Source organism: Gordonia sp. NB41Y (assembly GCF_030718915.1).
GTDB classification, from domain to species: domain Bacteria; phylum Actinomycetota; class Actinomycetes; order Mycobacteriales; family Mycobacteriaceae; genus Gordonia; species Gordonia desulfuricans.
On the sequence record NZ_CP132196.1, the window covers coordinates 4944410 to 4964082 of the forward strand.

Consider the following 19673-nt stretch of genomic DNA (forward strand, 5'->3'; position numbering starts at 1 on the left):
ATGCACAAGCCGGGCATCGCGGTCGATGGACGCAAACCGGAATCGCCGTTCCGACGGCAGATATCGTCTGTTGGTACGACACCGCGGATGCTCCGGGGCGCCGGCGGGGTCAGTCCTCGATGATCCGGTCGTACAGGTCGGTGAGATCGTCGATCGCCTCGGCGATGTCACCGGGTGCGATACCCGAGGCCCGCAGCGCGGCGCGCAGGGCGGTGCCGTCGAGGTCGGTCAGGGGACTCATCCGCGGCGGCGACGGCAGCGACGGGGCCGTGGCGCCGGTGCCGAAGAAGTCGACGCGCGGCGGCGTCCCGGCGGGCTCTGCCGAGCGGGAGCCCTCCGATTCGGTGCGCCCGGATTCGGCCGGGGCGGGCGGGCGCGTCGGTGACAGATCCTCGATCGCATCGAGCAACTCCGGCAACGACGTCCCCATCACGGTGAGCAGGGTGGTGGGGGAGCGGTCGATCTCGGCGGCCACCTCGAACATCGTCGACAGCACGTGGATACAGCGCCCCGAATCGTCCGGGCAGGTGCAGTCGCCGGCGACGTCGGCCGACTCGGTCGGCAGGATCAGCTCACCGAGCGTGCGGGGCTGCTCACCCCGTGCCAGCGACATCACCTCGGTGACCCCGTCGCGGGCGCTGAGCAGGGTGACCACCGTCGGGGTGTCGACGGTCCGCATCGACACGATCACCTCGAACGGGTCGAGTTGGCTGCCCTGCACCGACGACGTCACGGTTCCCGGCCGGATGGTCAGCTGGTGGACATGGCGATCCCGGAAGTATCTGCGGGCCTTGGTGATCCGGGTGCTGTCCACCACCGGTACGCCGCCGTCTCCGGTGTTGCGGCCCTCCACCACGTCGATCAGGGCGCGTGACCAGGGGGTCACCGCGTATCCCCGCACCGGGACCGTGCCGCGCCGGGCGCTCACTCGCTCACCGCCTCCTCGCGCAGCCGGAACAGGTCGAACAGCTCCTCGTCGCCGAGATCACCCATCCAGTTCTCCCCGGTGGACACCGTCAGACGCGACAGTTCCCGTTTCTTGGCGATCAGGTCGTCGACCCGCTCCTCGAGGGTTCCCACGCACACGAAACGCCGCACGTGCACCCGCTGCTTCTGCCCGATCCGGTAGGCACGGTCGGTGGCCTGGTCCTCGACCGCCGGATTCCACCACCGGTCCACGTGCACCACATGATTGGCGGCGGTCAGGTTCAGTCCGGTGCCCCCGGCCTTCAGGGTGGCCAGCAGCACCGGCGGGCGGGCGCCACCCGTACCGTGCTGGAAGCGTTGCACCAGCGCATCGCGGTCGGCGCGCGACACACCGCCGTGCAGCAGCGGGACCTCGGTGTCGAGCAACTCGGTCAGCCACCCCGACAACAGTTCCCCGAACGCGGCGAACTGGGTGAAGATCAACGCCTGATCGCCCTCGGCGACCAGGGTGGTGACGATGTCCTCGAGCAACTCCAGCTTCCCCGAGCGGTGTCGGCCGCGGCGGGTCACCGGCGTTCCGTCGGCGAGATAGTGCGCGGGATGATTGCAGATCTGCTTGAGCCGGGTGAGCGCGGCGAGCACGGTCCGGCGCCGCAGCGCGCGTTGCTGCCGGTCGCGCAGCGCCTCCATCAGGTCGTCGATCACGGCACGATAGAGCGCGGCCTGCTCGACGGTCAGGTTGGCGCGGACGGTGATCTCGTTCTTCTCCGGCAGGTCGGAGATGATGCTCGGATCCGATTTCTCGCGCCGCAGGATGAACGGTCGGGTCAACCCGGCCAGCCGTCGGATCGTCGCCGGATCGCGGTCGCGTTCGATCGGTTCGGCGAACCGGTTGCGGAAGGTGGAGGCCGACCCGAGCAGACCCGGGTTGACCAGATCGATCACCGCCCGGAGATCCTCCAGCCGGTTCTCCACCGGCGTACCGGTCAACGCGATCCGATGGTCGGCCGGGATCGCCCGGAGAGCCCGTGCCGCAGCGGTTCTCACGTTCTTGACATGCTGCGCCTCGTCGACGACGACGCGGTGCCACGCCTGCGCCGCCAGCGCATCGCGGTCGCGGGTGACCAGGGCGAAGGTGGTCAGCACCACGTCGTGGGCGTGGTGGACCTCGCGGAACCGTTCACCCTTCGCGCGGTCGGCGCCGTGGTGTACCGCCACCCGCAACGACGGTGCGAAGCGTGCGATCTCGGCCGCCCAGTTGCCCACCACCGACATCGGGCACACGATCAGCGTGGGCCGGTGCGGCGCGAGCCCGTCGGGGCGGGAGGGCGGCGCCGACCGGGGATCGGATGTGTCCACGGGTCCGTCGTCGGGCCCGGCCTCGTGGCACAGCAGGGCGATCACCTGCACCGTCTTGCCCAGACCCATGTCGTCGGCGAGGACACCGCCGATCCCCAGTCCGGACAGATGCGCCAGCCATTCCAGTCCGCGCTGTTGATAGGGGCGCAGCGAGGCGTGCAGCAGGTGCGGCCGGGGGATCGGAACCGGTCGTAGCGCACCGGATTCGGCGATCTCGTCGAGCCAGGTGAGGCCCTGTACCGAGGTGACCGGCACCGGGGGCTTCTCGCTGTCATGGGTGATCATGCCGAACAGCTCACCCATGTCGACCTCGTGTCCGTTGCCCGAGAGTGCCCGCTGCGCGGTGACGAACGACGCGGCTCGGGTGAGCGCAGCCCCCTCGGCCCGCACCCAGACACCTCGGATGCGGACGAGATCGCCTTTCTGCCTGGACAGTTCGTCCAGATCGGCCTCACCGAGGGTGAGGGCGTCGGGTCCGTCGCCCAGTGCCAGCCGCCATTCGAACTCGCGGATCTCCCGCAGCCCCACCATGCGGGCGGGGGCGCCGCCGCCCGGGACCGGCCGCGCGCGCACCCCGAGGGTGGGGCGTACCTCGGCGATGGTGCGCGGCAGGAGAACCGGGAATCCGGCATCGGCGAGCGCACTGGCGCCGGTGGCGAACAGTGTCTCGGCCATCGGGGTCGGCAGCAGGAAGTCGAGCGTCGCACGATCGGGATCGGCGCGGGCGAGATCGGGGAAGGCGCGCACGGCCGAGGCCAGATCGGTGGTGATCTCGTCGAGGGCCTCGGCGTCGAGACGTTGAGGTGCAACCGGCTCGACATGCCCGTCCACCGCGCGGCGGCACACCTGCAGCCGCCAGCGCAGCACCTCCGGGTCGACCGGAACGGAAGGCCGTGCCGCCGAGATGAAGTCGTCGTCATCGTCGAACCGGGCATCGGGTGCATCCGGGTCGTCCGGCTCGTGCAGCCGGAAGACCAGGGCCGAGTCGGCGGCGGGGACGCTCGCCGCCCAGGCCGCCCAGGCCGCGATCGCCGCCGGGGCGGTGGCCTCGGCGGGCACCGTGGCGTCGGCGACCAGTGCACGCAGCAGGGGCGCGGTGACCCCGATCGGTCCCAGGGCGGCCGGCGACGCGGCGATCCGGGCCCGGCACTCGTGGTCGGTGAGCTCCACCGCGAAGTCCATCAGCGCTGCGGCACCGCCGTTCTCGGTGAGCGCGGCAGGCGCGCCACCGGTGATCACCGCCGACCACGCCCGCCACGCCGAGGTGGTCGCGGGTTGCCACCGCATCACGGTCTCGCCGGCCACCTCGGCCAGGGTGGGCACCACCGACCCGGACACCACGAAGCGCCGGACGCCGTCGAGCAGATGCCGATACCAGACGATGTCACCGGGCACCGCCACCGAGCGGGTCGCATCGAGGAACGACACCGCCGACGCGGTGCCCAGGGTGAGGGTCGCGACGAACCGCCGCCGGCCGTCGGCGTCGATGACTCCCACCTGACGGCGAAATCGCTTGCCCGACAACAGCGACCGCAGTGGCTCCGGGATCTCGTCAGGACCCGGCTCGGGCCCCGGCCCGGTGACCCGGCCGGACTCGGACTCCGGCCGGGGATCGGGCTCGGACCCGGGGTCGGGTGAGGATGTGGTCCACACCGCCAGTCCGACCCCCGGGCGCCACAGTGCGTGCAGGCCGACCTGCGTCGTCGGGAGCGGTGTCGGCATGGCATCCAGATTAGCGACCGACCCCGACACGACCCCGGGACACGGGGCCGGGTTGCGTCGCGAGCGGGACCGGGGCGGGTAAGACTGTCGGGATGACGATCACCGATCCGCTCGTACCGCCGCCGCCGACCTACGGCGAGGCCCTCGCCGCCGGTCCCACGGAGTACCCGGACGAGGAGCGTTCGGCGGGGCGCGCCGCCCGCAAGATCGTGCCGCGTTCGGCACTCGGAGACTGGAACCCGGACGCGCGCGGACACGACGCATTGCAGACCATCCTGGCGCAGAACGACATTCGTGACGAGCGTCTGCTGCCGATCCGGCACGGCCGGATGTCGGCGTCGCCATGGACCTACTACCGGGGTGCCGCGGCGGTCATGGCCGCCGATCTCGCGTCGCGCCCGAACACCGGGATCACCGTCCAGATGTGTGGTGACGCACACGTACTCAACTTCGGTCTCTGGAACACCCCCGAACGCACCCTCGCCTTCGATCTGCGCGACTTCGACGAGACGCTGCCCGGTCCGTTCGAGTGGGACCTCCTGCGCTTCCTGGCCAGCCTGGTGGTGCTCGCCCGCGACAACGGCGTCGACGCCGCCACCGCGACCGACGCCGTGCGTGCCGGATTCCGCGGCTACCGCACGTGGATCCGCACCTATGCCGACTGGCCCATCCTCGACGTCTGGGGGGAGAAGATCGCCGTCGACGAACTCGTCACCTATCTCTCCACCCCCGACAACGAGGACCGGATCGACACCTACCTGGAGAAGCGCGCCAAGAAGCGGACCAGCCGCGGGGCGTCGAAGAAGCTGACCCATCTCGTCGACGGCCGCCGCCAGATCATCGAGGCGCCGCCGTACCGGGTGCACGCGCTGAGCGACTACGGCGAACTGCTCGACGACGTGATCGTGGCCTACTACTCCTCGGTCCCGGAGAACGTCGCCGCCCTGCTGCGTCGTTTCGACCTGGTCGACGCCGTCCAGCAGGTGGTGGGCGTGGGCAGTGTGGGGATGCGTGTCTTCCTCAACCTGGTGGAGGAGCATGCCACCGGTGATCCGCTGTTCTTCCAGGTCAAGCAGGCCGGGCCGTCGGTCTACGAGCAGTTCCTGGCACCCATTGGCTACGAGAACCACGGTCAGCGCGTGGTCAACGGACAGCAGCTCATCCAGAGTGCCTCCGACCGGTTCCTGGGGTGGACCCGGATCGGCGACCTCGACTTCTACGTCCGGCAGTTCCGCGACGGCAAGCTCATCCCCAACGGTCCCCTGGTGTCCGGGATCCTGGCACAGTTCGCCACCGCCTGCGGGCACGTGCTGGCGCGCGCCCATGCCCGCAGCGGTGACGCCCGCGCGATCGCGGACTACCTCGGCAAGTCCGTGAAGGCCGAGGAGTCGGTGGTGGGGTTCGCCCACGCCTACGCCGATCAGACCGAGCGCGACCATGCGCAGCTGGCGGCTGCCGTGGCCGACGGGTCCATCCCGTCGGCACCCGGCTGGCCGTGATCGCGACGGGCCGCCGCCAGGCCGCGTCGTCCTAGCCGGCGACCTCGTTCAGCCTGCCGGTGGCCACGTCGAAGACGAAGCCGCGCAGCGAACTGGTCTTGGTGATGAACGGGCTGGTGCGGATCCGGGTCAGCGACTGTCGCACGTCCTCGTCGACGTCGGGGAACGACTCGGCCGACCAGGCCGGCTTCTGTCCGGTCTCGTTCTGGATCTCCCGCTTGAAGGCATCGTCGGTGAAGGTGAGCATGCCGCAGTCGGTGTGGTGGATCAGGATGATCTCGGTGGTGCCGAGCAGACGTTGGCTGATCGCCAGTGATCGGATCTCGTCGTCGGTGACGACGCCGCCCGCATTGCGGATGACGTGCGCCTCACCGTCGGCGAGACCGAGGATGCGGTAGACGTCGAGGCGTGCGTCCATGCATGCCACGACGGCGACGTGGCGGCTCGGCGGCAGGGGGAGGGGACCGGTGAAGGTCGTGGCGTATTCGGCGTTGTTGGCCAGGTATTCGTCGGTGACGGTCATGGTTCCACCGTGCCGAGCCGGGCGGGGTCCGGTGAGGGTTGGATTCGCCGGGACCACAATGCTGGCGTGCCCGGCCGATTCATGCGCGTCGGGCCATTGGTCCGGTCACCGGTGGTGAGGCCGGCACCCGGACTCAGGAGTTGCCGTTCAACGATCCCTTGATGTCGTTGAGCACCAGCCATGCCGCGGCGAGCCCGTCGCCGCCGTACCAGACCTCGTCGTCCACCGACAGCACGCGCTTCCAGGTGGGTGCGCCCATGTCCAGCCAGCGGTCGCTGAGCAGCACCTGTTTGCCGTGTTCGAGTCCGCCCTCGCCCTCGAAGCTCACATAGATGAGGTCGGCGTCGGCGTCGGTGAAGTCGGCGTCGGTGACGGTGAAGCCCTCCGCGCCACGCTGCGATGCCGGACGCTGCACCCCGACCTGCGCCAGGATCTGGCCGGCGAAGCTGCCGGTACCGGCGATCTTCTCGGCGTCGGCGGTGAACCGCACCAGCGAGACCTGGGTGTGCGCGGCATCCATCCGGCGACCGGTCTTGGTGGCCTCGGTGTCGAACTCGCCCAGCAGCCGCCTGGCCTCGTCGGACCGGCCGACGGCGTCGGCGACCGACTGGAACCGGGACCGCCAGTCGCCGGCCGGGATGGTCACCGACCGGGTGCCGGTGAACGCACCGGCGGATCCGGCGGTCTGCGCGGTGGTCAGCACCAGATCGGGTGCTGCCGAGCGCACCGCCGCGGCGTCGGGGGAGGTGCCGATCGTGGGCACCGCCGTCAGCTGCGGCCCGAGATAGGCCGGGATCGACCCGGGTGCGGCGGTCACCGCGGTGACCCGCGGGCCCAGGCCGAGCGCACACAGGTCGTCGAGCAGTGCCGGATCGGTGACGACGATCCGGGCGGCATCGGCGCGGGCATCGTCCACCGCGGTCGGTGCCAGGCACGTGCGCGCGTAGTCACGGTCGGCGGAGACGATGTTGACCTCGGCCACCCGGGTGGTGGAGGTGGAGATGGTCTTGCCGTCCGGGGTGGTCAGTGCGGTCTGCTCGTCGGAGCATCCGCTCAGCGCCAGCGCAACGGCGCATGCCGCCCCCGCGGTCACGAGCACCGCACGTCCGCGACCTGTCCTGCCACCGCGTCGCATGCCCGTCGCACCCTGCTTCTCGCCACCGTCCTGCACGTGGACAACCTAGCAGGGGAGCCGTCGGTGACCGTGGTGCCTCGGCGTGACGGTGCGATGCGTCCTCCGGGAGCACCCGACAGGCCGTTCCGGCACGGCGTGGCGCACCCGGGCACCGGTCCTGACCTGGCCTGACGAGGTGCACGGAAAATTGAGTACGACAGATCGTAGGACCCGTTCGGCCGGGGCGGGGGGAAGGGTTTAGGATCGGTAACCAGCGCTCGGTTGTTTCATGTGCCGACCCGGGAATAGGCGTCCCGATCCGGTCGGGCAAGAGGAGGATCTGTGACTGCGGTAGACCAGCCAGCCACGCAAGTGGCACCAGTGCGACCATTCCCGGAGCGCTATCAGCCCAAGGGATCGTTCATCTACAAGCTGATCACCACGACCGATCACAAGCTGATCGGCATGATGTACATCGTCGCGTGCTTCGCGTTCTTCTTGATCGGTGGCCTGATGGCGCTGCTGATGCGCGCCGAGCTCGCCCACCCGGGAATGCAGTTCCTGTCGACGGAGCAGTTCAACCAGCTGTTCACCATGCACGGCACGGTGATGCTGCTGATGTACGCGACCCCGATCGTGATCGGCTTCGCCAACTTCGTCCTGCCGCTGCAGATCGGTGCACCGGACGTGGCGTTTCCGCGCCTCAACGCCTTCGGCTTCTGGCTGTTCGTGTTCGGTTCGACCGTCGCCCTGGCCGGCTTCATCACCCCCGGTGGCGCCGCCGACTTCGGCTGGACCGCCTACACCCCGCTGACCGACGCGATCCACTCGCCCGGCGTCGGCGGTGACCTCTGGATCATGGGCCTCGGCGTCTCGGGCCTCGGCACCATCCTCGGTGGCGTCAACATGGTCACCACCGTGGTCTGCCTGCGTGCGCCCGGTATGACGATGTTCCGCATGCCGATCTTCACCTGGAACATCCTGGTGACCACCGTGCTGATCCTGCTGATCTTCCCGCTGCTGACCGCGGCGCTGCTCGGCCTCGAGGTCGACCGTCAGTTCGGTGCACACCTCTACGACCCGGCCAACGGTGGCGTCATCCTCTGGCAGCACCTGTTCTGGTTCTTCGGTCACCCCGAGGTGTACGTCATCGCGCTGCCGTTCTTCGGCATCGTCTCGGAGATCTTCCCGGTCTTCGCACGCAAGCCGATCTTCGGTTACTCCGGTCTGGTCTACGCGACCCTGGCGATCGCCGCCCTGTCGGTGGCCGTGTGGGCGCACCACATGTACGTGACCGGTGCCGTTCTGCTCCCGTTCTTCTCCTTCATGACCTTCTTGATCGCGGTCCCGACCGGTGTGAAGTTCTTCAACTGGATCGGAACGATGTGGAGAGGTCATATGACGTTCGAGACACCGATGCTGTTCTCGGTGGGCTTCATCGTCACCTTCCTGTTCGGTGGTCTGACCGGTGTCCTGCTCGCCAGCCCGCCGCTGGACTTCCACCTGTCCGACAGCTACTTCGTCGTCGCCCACTTCCACTACGTGCTCTTCGGCACCATCGTGTTCGCGACCTACGCCGGCGTGTACTTCTGGTTCCCCAAGATGACCGGACGCATGCTCGACGAGCGCCTCGGCAAGTGGCACTTCTGGCTGACCTTCATCGGCTTCCACACCACCTTCCTGGTGCAGCACTGGCTGGGTAACGAGGGTATGCCGCGTCGGTACGCCGACTACCTGCCGTCGGACGGGTTCACCACGCTGAACATCGTGTCCACGACCGGTGCGTTCATCCTCGGCCTGTCGACCCTGCCGTTCCTGTGGAACGTCTTCAAGAGCTACCGCTACGGCGAGGTCGTGACCGTCGACGATCCGTGGGGCTTCGGCAACTCGCTCGAGTGGGCCACCAGCTGCCCGCCGCCGCGCCACAACTTCACCGAGCTGCCCCGAATCCGTTCGGAGCGTCCGGCGTTCGAGTTGCACTATCCGCACATGATCGATCGGATGCGTGCCGAAGCACACGTGGGTCCAGGCCACAACGGTGGTGACCACGCACCGGTCGCGGCCGGTGCGGGCCGTCACGAGGCAGACGCCTGAGTCGCGGCTGAACATTGGTGGCACATTCCCCGGAATCCCACACCACGTCTGCACCCGGATCGGCATCGTCCGCTCCGGGTGCAGTCGTGAAGACCACCCTCCTCATCACCGTCACCGGGCCGGACAAACCCGGTGTGACGTCGGTGCTGATGGGCGCGCTCGCCGGACAGCAGGTCAGCCTGCTCGACGTCGAGCAGGTGGTGATCCACGATCAACTCACTCTCGGTGTGCTCGTCGCCGCGACCGGTGACCCCGAACGGGTCCAGGACGTGATCGAGCAGGCGATGTCGTCGATCGGTATGGCCGTCACCGTCGAGGTGAACGCCCAGACCGACGGACACCGGCCGTCCAGTCATGCCGTGGTGATCCTCGGCAGTCCGGTGACCGCCCGCGCGTTCAGTGCGGTGGCCGCCGAACTGGCCGGGCAAGGCGGCAACATCGACTCCATCCGTGGCGTCGCCGACTACCCGCTGACCGGTCTCGAACTCATGGTCAGTGTCGCCGGCCGCGACAACGTGGCCGCCGACGCCGCCCTGCGCAAGGGGCTGGCCGAGGTCGCCTCGCACCACGCGATCGACATCGCCGTCGAACACGGTGGCCTGGCGCGCCGCGCCAAACGGCTCATCGTCTTCGACGTCGACTCCACCCTCATCCAGGGTGAGGTCATCGAGATGCTCGCCGCCCACGCCGGTCGCGAGGCCGAGGTGGCCGCGGTCACCGAGGCCGCGATGCGCGGAGAGCTGGATTTCGCGCAGTCGCTGCATCAGCGGGTCGCGGCCCTGGCCGGGCTCGACGCCGCCGTGCTCGACGAGGTGGCCGCGTCCCTGCAGCTGACTCCCGGTGCCCGCACCACGATCCGTACCCTGCATCGCCTCGGCTACCACTGCGGAGTGGTCTCCGGCGGCTTCCGGCAGGTCATCGACGGGCTGGCACACGAACTCGAACTGGACTTCGTACGCGCCAACACCCTCGAGGTGGTCGACGGGAAGCTCACCGGCAAGGTGATCGGCGAGATCATCGACCGCCCCGGAAAGGCGAGTGCGCTGCGCATGTTCGCCGACGAGGTCGGGGTGCCGATGGAGCAGACCATCGCCGTCGGCGACGGTGCCAACGACATCGACATGTTGTCGGTGGCGGGGCTGGGCATCGCGTTCAACGCCAAACCCGCGCTGCGGGAGGTGGCCGACGCCGCCCTGAACTATCCGTTCCTGGATGCGGTGCTGTTCATCCTCGGCGTGACCCGCGACGAGATCGAGGCCGCCGACGCGGCCGACGGTGTGCTGCGTCGCGTACCACTGTAATGACCATGCCCGAGGAGGCCGATGCCGCGGTGTCTTCGCCTGACGGCGTGGACGCGCAAGGTGTGCATTCTGCTGCGCTCACGGATGATCATCGGTTCGGGGACGACTACCGTCGTCTGACCCGGTACGTCGGCGGCGCCGACGACCCGGAGGAGCCCGCCGACGTCCTCGCCATGCAGATGGTGCTGCGGATCGAGAAGGCGTCTCCACCGGACCGCACCGAGCTGCTCACCGCGGCCGCCCGCGCGGTCGCCCTGCTGTGCCTGGACGACCGCGCCGGCGGCGACGGCCCGTGGGCGGCACCGATGGACGCCTGGTGCGATGCCCGCATCCGCAAGATCTCGCGGCGTGCGCGAGCCGGACAATGGGCTGCGGCACAGGAGGTCTGGGGTGTCACCGCACAGTCGGGTGATGCCCAGGCCCGGGCCTTCGTACCGGGTCGGGTCGGCGAGGTGGACAAGCGGATCTCCCGGCTGCAGATCGGCGGCACCGACGTCGACGGCGAGTTGCCGACGGCGCCCGAGGGTCCCGGCATCTGCCTGTGGGTCAACCCGACCCTGGAGATGACGGTCGGCAAGCTGGCCGCGCAGGTCGGGCATGCGTCGATGCTCGCGGTCCGGCTGCTCGACGCCGCGGCCGCCCGGCGGTGGCGTGACGCGGGGTGCCCGCTACAGGTGTGCCAGGCCGACGAGGCCGGGTGGCAGCGGCTGCTGGGTGCCGACGCGACCGGGCAGGCGATCGCCGTGCGGGATGCCGGTTTCACCGAGATCGCACCCGGATCGGTCACCGTGATCGCCGAGAACATCGCGGCACGTGAGGATTTCGCATGAGTACCGCGGCGGATCTGCCCGCATGGGCGCAGGGGATGGGGCTGACCGCCCATCCCGAGGGTGGCTGGTACCGGGAGACCTGGCGCAGCGACATCACCGTGCCCGCCGATGTACTGCCCGGCTATGGGGCGTCACGGGCTGCCGGTACCGCGATCCTGTTCCTCCTGTTGCCCGGCGAGGAATCGGCGTGGCACACCGTGCGCGGCGCCGAACTGTGGCTGCATCATCGCGGCGCTCCGGTCGAACTCGATCTCGGCGGTGACGCGGACACGCCGTCGTCGATGCCGCAGACCGTGCAGGTGGGCCCGCTGGTCGAGGCGGGACAGCAGCCCCAGGCACTCGTCCCGCCCGGCAACTGGCAGCGTGCCCGGTGCGGCGGCGACGAGGCCTCGCTGGTCAGCTGCATCGTGGTGCCGGGGTTCGACTTCGCCGACTTCCGGCTCGCCTGAACCGAATTCGCCTACGCCGTGCTCGTCAGCCCCTGACGGTGGAGGCCTCCGGCCGGGCGGTCGGTCCCGACGGTGCAGTCGCCGGCGCGAGATGCTCCAGCGTCCGCAGCCAGACATCACGATCCGGGGCGAGCGAAGCGACGATCACCTCGTCGGCGTCGGCATGTCCGGCGAACCAGTCGAGGTAGTCGCGCACCTCGTCGGGGGTGCCCACCCCGCAGTAGGTCAGCATCTCCTCGATCTGGCGACCCTGCGGCATCGACAGCACCGCGTCGGCCTCCTCGTCGGTGAACGTGCGACCGTCGCGACCGAACAGTGCGGTGACCCGGGCACGTTTGGCCTGATGTAGCTGTGCGCGTGCGACATCGGCGTCCTCGTCGACGATGACCCCGGCGCCGGCGATCACATACGGTTCGGCGAGCTGCTCGGACGGCTGGAACTTCTCCCGATAGATCGCGACCGCCTGCTCGAGTGCGGCCGGTGCGAAGTGCGACGCGAATGCATAGGGCAGACCCAGTGCGGCCGCCAGCTGAGCACCGAACAGCGACGACCCGAGGATGTAGAGCGGGACGTCGGTGCCGCGCCCGGGGGTGGCGTCGACCCCGGTGACGCGGGTGGAGTCACCGAGGTATCCCTGCAGTTCCAGGACGTCGTTGGGGAAGCGGTCGGCCGAGGCGATGTCGCGGCGGAGGGCGGAAAAGGTCCGCTGGTCGCTGCCGGGTGCGCGGCCCAGACCCAGGTCGATGCGGCCGGGATGCAGTTCGGCGAGGGTGCCGAACTGTTCGGCGATGGTGAGCGGTGCGTGGTTGGGCAGCATCACCCCGCCGGCGCCGAGCCGGATGCGGGAGGTGTGGGCGGCGACGTGGGCGATGAGCACCGCCGGTGCCGACGACGCGATGGTCGACATGTTGTGGTGCTCGGCGTACCAGATCCGGTGATAACCCCAGTCCTCGGCGCGCATCGCCATATCGGTGGACGCCGACAACGATTCGGTGACGGTCTGGGACCGGCCCACCTGGGCGAGGTCGAGGATCGACAGTGGAAAGGCCATGTAGTCCTCAAGGCCGGTCATGGCGCCGATATTCCGCGGCGACCGGTCGGTGATCTATCGCACGCCGCGCGAGACGCTGTCGAAGCCGTTGTCGGCGTGGTCGTTTGGCAGCCTTGCCGTTTGACATGATGAACTCTGTCGTGACCGGGGGCGGTTGCCGTGTCCCGGTGCCCCGGACCGCTGCCGGTAGGGCACGATAGATCGCGTGAGTGCCAGCGATTCCGTCCCCGCCGAAACCGACCGACCGACCTCCGATCCCGACCTGCTCGTCGACTTCCGTGAGGTCGCGCTGGTCCGGGGCGGCAACACCCTCGTCGGACCGATCGACTGGCAGGTCGAACTGGACGAGCGGTGGGTGATCATCGGGCCGAACGGTGCGGGCAAGACCTCGCTGTTGCGGATGGCCGCCGCAGAGGTGCACCCGTCCTCGGGTGTGGCCTTCGTGCTCAACGAGCAGCTCGGCCGGGTGGAGCTGCGGGAGCTGTCCACGCGCATCGGTGTGGCGAGTCCCGCGCTGGTCGACCGTATCCCCGACGACGAGATCGTCGCCGACGTGGTGATCTCGGCCGGGTACTCGGTGATCGGCCGCTGGCGTGAGACCTACGACGCGATGGACCGTGCGCAGGCACTGGAGTCGCTGGAGTCGATGGGTGCCGAACATCTGGCCGACCGTGCCTTCGGCACGTTGTCGGAGGGGGAACGCAAGCGCGTCGTCATCTCGCGTGCCCTGATGACCGATCCGGAGCTGTTGCTGCTCGACGAGCCGGCCGCAGGTCTCGATCTCGGTGGGCGTGAGGAACTGGTGGAGCGGCTGTCGGTGCTGGCAGCCGATCCCGACTCGCCGGCCATCGTGCTGATCACCCACCACGTGGAGGAGATCCCGGCCGGTTTCACCCATGCGCTGTTGCTGTCGGAGGGCGGGGTGGTGGCGCAGGGGCTGCTCGGCAAGGTCCTGACGTCGAAGAACCTGTCCGAGGCGTTCCGGCAGCAGATCACGCTCTCGAAGGTCGACGGCCGGTTCTTCGCACGCCGCAGTCGCCGTGCGGGCGGGCACCGGCGGGCCGCGGAGTAGGCGCCCCGGTACGGCCCCGGTCAACCCCGGGTGACCGCGGTGGCACGTCCCGCCGATACTGTCGGTCTGTGCCCCGGGACACAGTCGGTCCCGAGGTGTCGGCAGGAGGTCCTTCATGAGTGAACATTCGGCTCCGCTGCGCGATGCGGCGACCGTCGTCCTGGTCCGCGATTCCGGCAACGGGATCGAGGTGTTCTTGCAGCGCCGCGTCAAGCAGATGGCGTTCGCCGGTGGGATGACGGTGTTCCCGGGGGGCGGGGTCGATCCTCGCGACGCCGACGCCGACCTCGCCTGGACCGGCCCGGATCCCGCGTGGTGGGCCGAACAGTTCTCCACCACCACCGAGCTGGCGCAGGCACTGGTGTGTGCCGCGGTGCGCGAGACCTTCGAGGAATGCGGTGTGTTGCTCGCGTCGTCGGGGGAGCGGTTCCCCGACCCGGCATCCCTGCGCGCCGAGCGGACCGCACTCGTCGACAAGAGCCTGTCGTTCGCGGAGTTCCTACGCGGACAAGGACTTTCGCTACGGGCCGATCTGCTGCGCCCGTTGTCGCACTGGATCACCCCGGTCAACGAGTCCCGGCGATACGACACCCGCTTCTTCCTCGCGCAGGTCCCGCCCGGGCAGGAACCCGACGGGGCGACCTCGGAGGCCGACGTGGCCCGGTGGGCGGGGGCGCAGGATGCGCTCGACGCGTGGTCGGCGGGACGGCATTTCCTGCTGCCGCCGACCTGGGCGCAGCTGACCGAGGTCGCCGGACATGCGACCGTCGAGGCGCTGATGGCCGTCGAGCACGACATCCATCCGATCCAGCCGGATGTGGGTTCGGGCGAGCGGCTGACCTCGCTCTCGTTCGAGCGGTCGGCCGACTACTTCGCCGGCATGGCCGACAACGTGCCCGAGGACCTGGGTCTCTGACCTTCCCGCGCAGCGGTCGGGGCGGGGTCACCGATCGAGGTCGACGGTGTCGGGTTCTCCCGGATGCCCGTCGCCGGCGGTGAGGTCGTCGTTGTCGGCCCACTCCAGCAGGGTGTCGATGCGGTGGGCGACGTCGTCGATCTCGGCATGCAGGTCGCCGAGGTCGGCGAAGCGGGCGGGCATGGTCGCGATGGTGAAGTCGTCGGGTTCGATGTCGTCGATCTCGTCCCAGGTGATCGGTGCCGACACCGTGCCGCGGGGGTTGCCGCGTACCGAATAGGCCGCGGCCATGGTGTGGTCGCGGGTGTTCTGGTTGTAGTCGACGAACACCGTGGCCGGGTCGCGGTCCTTGCGCCACCAGGCGGTGGTGACGTCGTCGGGGGCGCGGCGTTCCACCTCGCGGGCGAACGCCAGGGCCGCCCGGCGGACCTCGGCGAACCCCCACTCCGGTGCGATCCGTACATAGATGTGCAGTCCGCGGCCCCCGGAGGTCTTGGGGAAGCCGCGCACCCCCAGGTCGTCGAGTACCTCGTGGACCACCGACGCCACCCGGCGGATGCGGCGGAAGTCGCAGTCGGGCATGGGGTCGAGGTCGATGCGCCATTCGTCGGGCGACTCCGGGTCGGCGCGTCGGGAGTTCCACGGATGGAACTCCACCGTCGACATCTGCACCGCCCAGATCACGCTGCCCAGCTCGGTGACGCACAGTTCGTCGGCGGTCCGGCCGTAGCGCGGGAACCACAGCTCGGTGGTCTCCACCCAGTCCGGGGCGCCCGCCGGGATGCGTTTCTGGTGCACCTTCTTGCCGTCGACGCCCTTGGGGAAGCGATGCAGCATGCAGGGACGGTCGCGGAGTGCGCGGACGATGCCGTCGCCCACCGAGAGGTAGTAGTTCGCCAGGTCGAGTTTGGTCTCGCCGCGTTCGGAGAAGTACATGCGGTCGGGGCTGGACAATCTGACCGTCCGCGCACCGACCGTGAGCAGCACCGGATCGCCGGCGGACGAGGACTCCGGGGCCGGGCTCATGGGTGCCACTGTAGGCGTCGGGAGGGGCTCGTGGAGGGCGGTGACACCGACTTACCCGACAGTCACCCGCCACGCCGGAGACGGTAGCCTTCCCTCATGGCTGAGTTCGTCACCCTCGAGACTTCCGAAGACCATCCCGGCGTGGGCACCATCCTGCTCAACCGCCCGCCGATGAACGCACTGAACCGGCAGGTGCAGGACGAGCTGGCGGCCGCGGCGGCCGAGACCACCGACCGTGACGACATCAAGGCCGTCGTCGTCTACGGCGGCCCCAAGGTGCTCGCCGCCGGCGCCGACATCAAAGAGATGAACGACATGACCTACGCGGAGATGTCGAAGGTGGCCGGTCGCCTGCAGCGCGCGCTCGGTTCGATCTCCGAGATCCCCAAGCCGACCGTTGCCGCGATCACCGGGTACGCGCTCGGCGGCGGCCTCGAGGTGGTCCTCGGTGCCGATCGCCGGATCGCCGGTGACAATGCGAAACTCGGTGTGCCCGAAGCGCTGCTCGGCGTGATCCCCGGTGGTGGCGGTACCCAGCGGCTGGCCCGTCTGGTCGGGCCGTCCAAGGCCAAGGACATGATCTTCACCGGCCGCTTCGTCGGTGCCGCGGAGGCCCTCGAGATCGGTCTGGTCGACGAGGTCGTCGCCCCCGACGAGGTGTACAACGCCGCACTCAAGTGGGCCGGACAGTTCCGGAACGCCGCCTCGGTGGCGCTGGCCGCGGCCAAGAAGGCCGTCGACCAGGGTCTCGGGGTCGACCTCGACACCGGTCTGAAGATCGAGGAGCAGCTGTTCGCGGCGCTGTTCGCCACCGACGACCGGGCGATCGGGATGAAGTCGTTCATCGAGAACGGACCGGGCAAGGCCGTCTTCACCGGACGCTGATCGCGACCGGGAGATTCGGGACGGATCGGCCCGTGGGGCACGGACAACCGGTAGGTTCGTTCCGAGCGCGGGGCCGAGACGGCGCCGGGGCCGGGGAGGGCCCCACTGACGCAAACGCCGTGACACGGCCAGAGAGGAACACCAGACGATGACGACGACCGAGAACGAGTCGGCCGGGACACCGATCGACGATCCGGCACCCAATCCGCACGCCACCGAGGAGCAGGTGCAGGCGGCGCTGAAGGACACCAAGCTCGCGCAGGTGCTCTACCACGACTGGGAGGCCGAGACCTACGACGAGAAGTGGTCGATCAGCTTCGACGAGCGCTGCATCGATTACGCCCGCGGCCGGTTCGACGCCGTGGCCGCCGACGTCGAGCTGCCGTACGAGCGGGCCATGGAACTCGGGTGTGGCACCGGGTTCTTCCTGCTCAACCTGATGCAGTCGGGGGTGGCGAAGAAGGGGTCGGTCACCGATCTCTCGCCGGGCATGGTCAAGGTGGCCCTGCGCAACGCGGAGAACCTCGGCCTCGACGTCGACGGCCGGGTGGCCGACGCCGAGAAGATCCCTTACGACGACAACACCTTCGATCTGGTGGTGGGCCATGCCGTGCTGCACCACATCCCGGATGTGGAGCAGTCGCTGCGCGAGGTGCTGCGCGTGCTCAAGCCCGGTGGTCGCTTCGTGTTCGCCGGTGAGCCGTCGACGATCGGTGACTTCTACGCCCGGTGGATGAGCCGCGCCACCTGGTATCTGACCACCAACATCACCAAGTTCGGTCCGCTCAAGGGGTGGCGCCGCCCGCAGGAGGAGCTCGACGAGTCCTCGCGTGCCGCCGCTCTCGAGGCCGTCGTCGACATCCACACCTTCGATCCCGACGAGCTCGCCGGAATCGCGCGCTCGGCGGGTGCGGCCGAGGTGTCCACTGCCACCGAGGAACTCGCCGCGGCGATGCTCGGCTGGCCGGTCCGTACCTTCGAGGCGGCGGTCCCGCCGCAGAAGCTGGGTTGGGGCTGGGCCGGATTCGCCTTCGGCGGGTGGAAGCGGATGACCTGGCTCGACGAGAACGTGCTGCGCAAGGTCGTGCCGCCCAAGTTCTTCTACAACGTCGTGGTCACGGGCACCAAGCAGAGTTAGACCAGGTCAGGGCTGTTTACCTCCTGGTCCGTCCGCAGGGCGTCCGCAGTAGATTCACGGAACATCTGCTCGGACGCCTTGCGGGTCCGGTCCTCGGCCCGCGGCCACAGATGGCTGTACGTGTTCAGCGTGGTGGTGGCGTCCTTGTGGCCCATCGCGCGCTGCACCGTCACCACGTCGCAGCCGGCCGCGATCAGGCCGCTCGCGTAGAAGTGGCGGAGGTCGTGAAGTGTGACCTCGAGGCCGATCCGCTCGCGGAGTCGGGCGAACCGAGGTTCAACCACGTCGGCCGTCCAGGGGCCCTTGGCGTTCTCCCACAACCAGCGGTCCGGATCGTCGCCGGGGCAGAACTTCCGCACGTGCTCGGCGAGCTCGGTGATCAGACCGGTTGGCACGTAGACCGTCCGGACGCTCCCGTACTTAGGTGCGCGGATCTCGCCGCGCTGGCTCTGGCGCTCGACGTGGATCTCGCCTCGCAGGAAGTCGACGTCTGACACTCGGAGTCCGCACACCTCGCCCAGTCGGAGGCCGGCGAACGCGGCCACCGCGACGAACGCGCGCATCACCTCGTGGTGCTCGACGCTCGATGTGACCAGCTGGCCGACCTCGGCAGGGGAGGGGATTCGTATCGACTTTTCGCCCTTCACCACCCGCGGCAGCTTCACGTTGCGCGCTGGGTCGCGCGCCAGCAGGCGGTCGCGCTCGGCGGCCCGAAGCACCGACCGCACGTTGTTGAACCTGGTCTTGATCGTCGACGGCTGAAGCTTCTTGTCCTGCATGGCTTTCACCCACCCTTCGATGTGTGACGGACGCAGATCGATCAGCGGTGTGTCACCGAATGTCACCGACTTCGCGGCGAGATCCATCGCGGCCATCGTGCCCTTCACCCACACCTGCCGTTTGGACCACTGGGAGTAGAACGCGGTGAACGTGATAGCACCGCGCTTGGGATCGACATAGCTGCCGGTCACCTGGGCGGCAGTCACCTCATCAAGCCACCCTTGCGCATCGACCTTGCGGCTGAATCCCTTCGCGTGCTCCCGGCCGAGGTCGTCGACATACCTTGCACGCCAACGCTTTCCCTTGCCGTCAGCGGCGCTCGGTGAACCGTCAGCTTTGCGCCAACGATCCTCGACACCCGAGCGGCGATTACGTCTCTGAGCCATCTTCGTCCTCAATTCCGAGTTGACGCAAGAGGTGGCTCACGATCTTCCGAGCACCATCAATCTCCCACTCCCTGGCACTACTCAAGAAGGCCGCTACAGGATGCCCATCCACCCACAGCTCGTCGTCGAACTCGGTCTGCAGGCGGATTTCCTCAAGGAGCCTTGCGGGCAGTTCCTCACGCGACACCTCGTCACCATCTTCGGCCGTGTACTGGTGCATTCCGAGAGTCTCGGTGGCGCTGACTAGAAGCTGAGCAACCGCGTCGGCGGCCCGTGAATACGCAGCTATCGTCCTGGCTTCGAGTCCGGCGTAGGTGAACCCTTTCGGTGTGTAAAGGAATGGGTCGAAGCCGAGGAATCGGGAGAGTGCTACACCTTCGCTGAACCGGGGTTCTCGCTGGTTGTTCTCCAATCGGGTGATTGCTGTCGCGTCCATCGAGACGCCCAGCTCCGTCATCTTCTGGGCCAGGGCCCGTTGCGTCATGCCCATGTCTGTCCGGCCTCGCAGAACTGCTTTGCCGAAGGTCTCGGGGATTCCCTCCTGTTTCATAGCAGCAACCGTATTGCTTGACAGCAGCTCCAAGCAATGCCAACCTTTAGA

17 protein-coding genes are annotated in these 19673 nt (G+C 68.7%); 9 read left to right on the top strand and 8 right to left on the bottom strand.

From position 1 onward, the window contains the following. Positions 1–109: 109 nt before the first annotated feature. Together Q9K23_RS21440 and Q9K23_RS21445 are read right to left on the bottom strand one after the other, a co-directional pair. Positions 110–928, bottom strand: coding sequence for a hypothetical protein (locus Q9K23_RS21440; protein ID WP_053778652.1), 819 nt, complete (start codon positions 926–928; stop codon positions 110–112). Then, on the bottom strand, positions 925–4008 hold the full coding sequence (locus Q9K23_RS21445) for an SNF2-related protein (RefSeq protein WP_152972917.1): 3084 nt from the start codon (positions 4006–4008) through the stop codon (positions 925–927). The genes Q9K23_RS21440 and Q9K23_RS21445 overlap by 4 nt, the downstream gene beginning before the upstream one ends. A gap of 92 nt (positions 4009–4100) precedes the next feature. On the opposite strand from Q9K23_RS21445, the gene Q9K23_RS21450 reads away from it, so the two are divergent. Further along, positions 4101–5507 (top strand): DUF2252 domain-containing protein, encoded by a 1407-nt coding sequence (locus Q9K23_RS21450; RefSeq protein WP_053778650.1) that lies wholly within the window; start codon positions 4101–4103, stop codon positions 5505–5507. 31 nt (positions 5508–5538) lie between these two features. Here the strand turns inward: Q9K23_RS21450 and Q9K23_RS21455 are convergent, their stop codons facing one another. Together Q9K23_RS21455 and Q9K23_RS21460 are read right to left on the bottom strand one after the other, a co-directional pair. Continuing rightward, a complete protein-coding gene (locus tag Q9K23_RS21455) occupies positions 5539–6030 on the bottom strand; it encodes a carbonic anhydrase (protein ID WP_020793060.1) in 492 nt (163 codons plus the stop codon). Positions 6031–6163: 133 nt separating this feature from the next. Next, entirely contained in the window at positions 6164–7201 is a 1038-nt protein-coding gene (locus tag Q9K23_RS21460; protein WP_053778649.1) for an ABC transporter substrate-binding protein, read from the bottom strand. A 285-nt stretch (positions 7202–7486) separates the two neighbouring features. On the opposite strand from Q9K23_RS21460, the gene ctaD reads away from it, so the two are divergent. From ctaD to Q9K23_RS21480, 4 genes are all read left to right on the top strand, one after another. Further along, on the top strand, positions 7487–9238 hold the full coding sequence (gene ctaD, locus Q9K23_RS21465; protein ID WP_053778648.1) for a cytochrome c oxidase subunit I: 1752 nt from the start codon (positions 7487–7489) through the stop codon (positions 9236–9238). Positions 9239–9324: 86 nt separating this feature from the next. Further along, positions 9325–10539 (top strand): phosphoserine phosphatase SerB, encoded by a 1215-nt coding sequence (serB, locus tag Q9K23_RS21470; protein ID WP_053778647.1) that lies wholly within the window; start codon positions 9325–9327, stop codon positions 10537–10539. After that, positions 10539–11369, top strand: coding sequence for a peptidyl-tRNA hydrolase (locus Q9K23_RS21475; protein WP_082366111.1), 831 nt, complete (start codon positions 10539–10541; stop codon positions 11367–11369). Before serB ends, Q9K23_RS21475 begins: the two co-directional genes overlap by 1 nt. Beyond that, positions 11366–11818, top strand: a complete 453-nt coding sequence (locus Q9K23_RS21480; RefSeq protein WP_053778646.1) for a cupin domain-containing protein — start codon at positions 11366–11368, stop codon at positions 11816–11818. The genes Q9K23_RS21475 and Q9K23_RS21480 overlap by 4 nt, the downstream gene beginning before the upstream one ends. A gap of 25 nt (positions 11819–11843) precedes the next feature. Here the strand turns inward: Q9K23_RS21480 and Q9K23_RS21485 are convergent, their stop codons facing one another. After that, entirely contained in the window at positions 11844–12869 is a 1026-nt protein-coding gene (locus Q9K23_RS21485; protein ID WP_020793433.1) for an LLM class flavin-dependent oxidoreductase, read from the bottom strand. Between the two features lie 196 nt (positions 12870–13065). Here Q9K23_RS21485 and Q9K23_RS21490 point away from each other — a divergent pair, with 196 nt between their 5' ends. Further along, the gene (locus tag Q9K23_RS21490; protein WP_053778645.1) at positions 13066–13941 is read left to right on the top strand and encodes an ABC transporter ATP-binding protein; all 876 of its coding nucleotides are present in this window, start codon (positions 13066–13068) and stop codon (positions 13939–13941) included. Between the two features lie 115 nt (positions 13942–14056). Beyond that, complete coding sequence (locus Q9K23_RS21495; RefSeq protein ID WP_053778644.1) at positions 14057–14857, top strand: NUDIX domain-containing protein; 801 nt, start codon at positions 14057–14059, stop codon at positions 14855–14857. Between the two features lie 27 nt (positions 14858–14884). Here Q9K23_RS21495 and ligD read toward each other — a convergent pair whose 3' ends face one another. Next, positions 14885–15883 carry a non-homologous end-joining DNA ligase gene (gene ligD / locus Q9K23_RS21500; RefSeq protein ID WP_053778643.1) on the bottom strand — a complete coding sequence of 333 codons (999 nt, stop codon included), beginning with the start codon at positions 15881–15883 and terminating at the stop codon, positions 14885–14887. Positions 15884–15979: 96 nt separating this feature from the next. Here ligD and Q9K23_RS21505 point away from each other — a divergent pair, with 96 nt between their 5' ends. Together Q9K23_RS21505 and Q9K23_RS21510 are read left to right on the top strand one after the other, a co-directional pair. Beyond that, a complete protein-coding gene (locus Q9K23_RS21505; RefSeq protein ID WP_020794696.1) occupies positions 15980–16768 on the top strand; it encodes an enoyl-CoA hydratase-related protein in 789 nt (262 codons plus the stop codon). Positions 16769–16916: 148 nt separating this feature from the next. Then, positions 16917–17906, top strand: coding sequence for a class I SAM-dependent methyltransferase (locus Q9K23_RS21510; protein WP_053778642.1), 990 nt, complete (start codon positions 16917–16919; stop codon positions 17904–17906). Here the strand turns inward: Q9K23_RS21510 and Q9K23_RS21515 are convergent. Further along, positions 17903–19084 (bottom strand): site-specific integrase, encoded by a 1182-nt coding sequence (locus Q9K23_RS21515; RefSeq protein ID WP_222838396.1) that lies wholly within the window; start codon positions 19082–19084, stop codon positions 17903–17905. The genes Q9K23_RS21510 and Q9K23_RS21515 overlap by 4 nt on opposite strands. Then, positions 19056–19622, bottom strand: coding sequence for a helix-turn-helix transcriptional regulator (locus tag Q9K23_RS21520; RefSeq protein ID WP_305950273.1), 567 nt, complete (start codon positions 19620–19622; stop codon positions 19056–19058). The genes Q9K23_RS21515 and Q9K23_RS21520 overlap by 29 nt, the downstream gene beginning before the upstream one ends. Positions 19623–19673: the final 51 nt, after the last annotated feature.